At 74.7% G+C, this 4,106-nt stretch carries 1 protein-coding gene; it reads right to left on the bottom strand.

What is annotated here, in order from left to right; all coding sequences use genetic code 11:
- The coding region (locus IEZ12_RS18100; RefSeq protein ID WP_189272910.1) for an SDR family NAD(P)-dependent oxidoreductase at positions 1-4,106 on the bottom strand (4,106 nt) is incomplete at both ends.

Below are 4,106 nucleotides of genomic sequence, written 5' to 3'. Positions count from 1 at the left end.
CGCGTGTACGACGTCCCCGGATGATCCGCATCCGGATGGAACAACCCCTCCACATCCCACCCACGATCCGACGGGAAACCCCCAATCGCATCCACCCCACCCGACACCAGACCCCACAACTCGTCCGGCGACCCCACCCCACCGGGCAACCGACACCCCATACCCACGATCACCACCGGATCGTCCGACACCGCAACCACAACCGGCGCCACCGAAGCCACCGCCCCGGCTGCGCCGGAGAGTTGGGCCGTGAGGTGGTCGGCGAGGTCGGCGGGGGTGGGGTGGTCGAAGACGAGGGTCGCGGGCAGCCGCAGACCGGTGGCGCCGGCGAGGCGGTTGCGCAGTTCGACGGCGGTCAGGGAGTCGAAGCCGAGGTCGCTGAAGGCGAGTCCGGGAGTGATGGCGGCGGCGTCGGAGTGGCCGAGGACGGTGGCGGTGTGGGCGACGACCACGGACAGCAGGTCCGCCGCGGGGGCCTTCGGCGTCGGCAGGGTCTGCGGCATCGAGAGGTCGGCCGTGGTCAGCGCGGGACGTCCGGAAGCCAGCGCGGTGTCGAACATGGCCAGGGCGCGTTCGACGCCGATGGGGCGGATGCCCTTGCGGGCGAGGCGTTGCCGGTCGGCCGCGGTGAGGTGGGCGGTCATGCCGCTCTCCTGCTCCCAGTAGCCCCAGGCCATCGACACGGCGGGCAGTCCGAGGGACTGCCGGTGCGCGGCGAACGCGTCGAGGTAGGAGTTCGCGGCCGCGTAGCCGGCCTGGCCGGCGTTGCCGAGCACACCCGCGGCCGCGGAGAACAGCACGAAGGCGGCGAGGTCGTGCTCACGGGTCAGCTCGTGCAGGTTCCAGGCGCCGTCGACCTTGGGGCGCAGCACCCGGTCGAGCTGCTCCGCGGTCAGCCGTTCCACGACGGTGTCGTCGAGCACGCCGGCCGCGTGGACGACCGCGGTGAGCGGGTGCTCGGCCGGGATCGAGTCCAGCACGGCCGCCAGCGCGTCCCGGTCCGCGACGTCGCAGGCCACGACCCGCACGTCGACGTCCTCCTGCGCGTCCAGCTGCGGCACCGCGCCGCCGCTGCGGCTGAGGAGCAGCAGGTGCCGCACCCCGTGGCGGGACGCCAGGTGCCGGGCGACGGCCTGGCCGAGGGTGCCGGTACCGCCGGTGATCAGCACGGTGCCGTCGGGGTCGAGCGGCTGCGGGACGGTGAGGACGATCTTGCCGGTGTGGCGGGCCTGGCTCATCAACCGGAAGGAGGCGACGGCCTGGCGGAGGTCCGCGGCGGTGACCGGCAGCGGCTCCAGCGTCCCGTCGGCGACCATCGCCACGGCGTTGGAGAGAATGTCGCCCTGCCGCGCGGGGTCGACGTCGTTGAGGTCGAAGGCCCGGTAGATCAGGCCCTCGGGCGAGCGGACGTCGGTCTTGCCCAGCTCGACGAACCGTCCGCCGTCGGCGAGCAGCCGCAGGGAGGCGTCGGTGAGTTCTCCCGCGAGCGAGTTGAGGACGACGTCCATGGCCGGGAACCGGTCGGCGAACCGGGTGTCGCGGGACGAGGCGATGTGGTCGTCGTCCAGTCCCAGGGCGCGCAGGGCGTCCCACTTGGCGGGGCTCGCGGTGGCGAACACCTCCGCGCCGCTGTTCAGCGCCAGCTGGACGGCGGCCATGCCGACGCCGCCCGCGCCGGAGTGGATCAGCACCCGGTCGCCGGGGCGCAGTTCGCCGAGGTCGAACAGCCCGTACCAGGCGGTGGTGAACGCGACGGGCGTCGACGCCGCCTCGGTGAAGCTCCAGCCGTCGGGGATCGCGGTCAGCAGCCGGTGGTCGGCGACCGCGCGCGGCCCGAAGGCGCCGGGCATCATGCCCATGACGCGGTCGCCGGGCCGCCAGGCCGTGACGCCGGGGCCGACCTCGACGACGGTGCCGGCCCCTTCGCCGCCCAGCGGCGGCCGGTCCGGGTACATGCCGAGGGTGATGAGCACGTCGCGGAAGTTCAGGCCGGCCGCCCGTACGGCGACCCGTACCTGGCCGGGTTCCAGCGCGGTCTCCGGCCAGGGCAGCAGGGCCAGGTCGTCCAGTTGCCCGGTGCCGGACTCGCTCAGCCGGTACGCGCCGTCGGGGGCGGTCAGTTCCGGCGCGTACCTGGCCTGCCGCGGGACGAGTACGCCTTCCCGGCGCAGGGCCAGTTCGGGTTCGTCGCCGGCCGTCGTGGCGGCCCGGACCGCGTCCTCCTCGGACGCGTCGCCCATGTCGACCAGCACGAACCGGCCGGGGTGCTCGGCGGCGGCGGTGCGGACCAGGCCGCGGACGGCCGCGCCGGCCACGCCGCGGGTCAGGACGGCCAGGCGTGCGGCGGCCGGCTCCGGCTGCTCGGCCAGGAAGTCCTGGACGAGCGCGCGGGCCCGCTGGACGAGGGCGTGCACGGACTCCGCGTCGGCTTCCGCGGCGAGCACCGGGCTCGGCACCACCTCGGTCGGTGCGCTCGCGGCGAGCGGCGCCCACTGGGTGTGCAGCACCGCGGCCCGGACCTCGGCGGCCGGACGGACGGTCAGCGCGGTGATGTCCGCGACCGGGTTGCCGGACAGGTCGGTCAGCGTCGCGCGGTAGGTGTCGGCGCCCGTGCGGGCCAGGTGGACCCGGGCGGACGACACACCGGTGGCGTGCACGGCGACGCCGGAGAAGGAGAACGGCAGCCGGACCCGGGTGTCGGGGCTGAGCAGGATCAGCGGCTGGAGCGCGGCGTCCAGGAGCGCGGGGTGGATGCCGAACCGGGCGCCGTCGGGGACGGACACCTCGGCGTACAGCTCGTCCTCGCCCTGCCACAGCTCCCGCACGCCCCGGAACGCGGGTCCGTACTGGTAGCCGAGTCCGTCGAGGAAGGCGTAGAACCCTTCGGGGTCCACGGGTTCGGCGTTCCTCGGGGGCCAGTCGAGGCGTCCGGCCGTCACCCGGCCGCCGAGGGTTCCGGACGCGTGGCGGACCCAGCCGTCGCCGCCCCTGGAGTGCACGGTGACCGGCCTGCGGCCGGCGTCGTCCGGGGCGCCGACCGAGACCTGGAGGTCCGTGGGTGCGTCGGAGAGCGCGAGCGGCAGGTGCAGGACGAGGTCGTCCAGGGTCCCGCCGGCCAGGGTGGCGAGTTCGAGGAAGGCGGTGCCCGGCAGCAGGACCGTGCCGTCGACGGCGTGGTCGGCGAGCCAGGGGTGGGTGCGGGTGGAGACCCGGCCGCTGTGCACGGTGGTGCCGTCGGGCAGTTCGACCGTGGTGCCCGCCAGCGGGTGCCCGGTGCCGTGGTCGCCGGCCGCGGGGGTGAGCCAGTAGGTGCTGCGCTGGAAGGCGTAGCGCGGCAGCCTGACGCCGTGCGGGCGGTCGTGCGGCCAGGTCACGGCGACGCCCTGGACGTGGAGCCGGGCCAGGGCGGTGTGGAATTCCCCGATGGCGCCGTGGTCGCGGCGCAGGGTGCCGGTCGCCACGCCGTCCAGGTCCTGCACCAGCACCGGGTGCGGACTGACTTCCACGAACACCTCGTGGCCGTCGGCGGTGAGCCGGGCGGTGGCCAGGTCGAACCGGACGGGTTCGCGGAGGTTGCGGTACCAGTAGTCGGCGTCGAGGCCGGCGGTGTCGACGGGTTCCGCGGTGACGGTGGAGTAGAACGGGATCGCCGCAGGCCGGGGCCGGATGTCCGCGAGGTCGGTCAGCAGCTGCTCGCGGATCGCCTCGACCTGCGCCGAGTGCGCCGCGTAGTCGACGGGGATGGCGCGGGCGCGGATGCCGTCCTTGGCGCAGGCTGCCAGCAGTTCGTCCAGCGCCCCGCGTTCGCCGGAGACGACGACGGTCGAGGCGGAGTTGACCACCGCGACGGTGATCCGGTCGCCCCAGGGGCTCAGGTAGTCGGCGGCGTCGTCCGCGGACAGCACGACCGAGACCATGCCGCCGTGTCCGGCCAGGGCGACCAGGGCCTTGCTGCGCAGCGCGACCGCCTTGGCGGCGTCCTCCAAGGACAGCGCGCCCGCCACGTACGCCGCCGCGATCTCGCCCTGCGAATGCCCGACGACCGCGTCGGGCTCCACACCGTGCGCGCGCCACAGCTCCGCCAGCGCCACCATCACCGCGAACAG

Source organism: Kitasatospora griseola (assembly GCF_014648555.1).
In the GTDB taxonomy this organism is placed as follows: domain Bacteria; phylum Actinomycetota; class Actinomycetes; order Streptomycetales; family Streptomycetaceae; genus Kitasatospora; species Kitasatospora griseola.
Note: the sequence above shows the minus strand (reverse complement) of the source record. Positions and strands in the feature narration are given on the sequence as shown.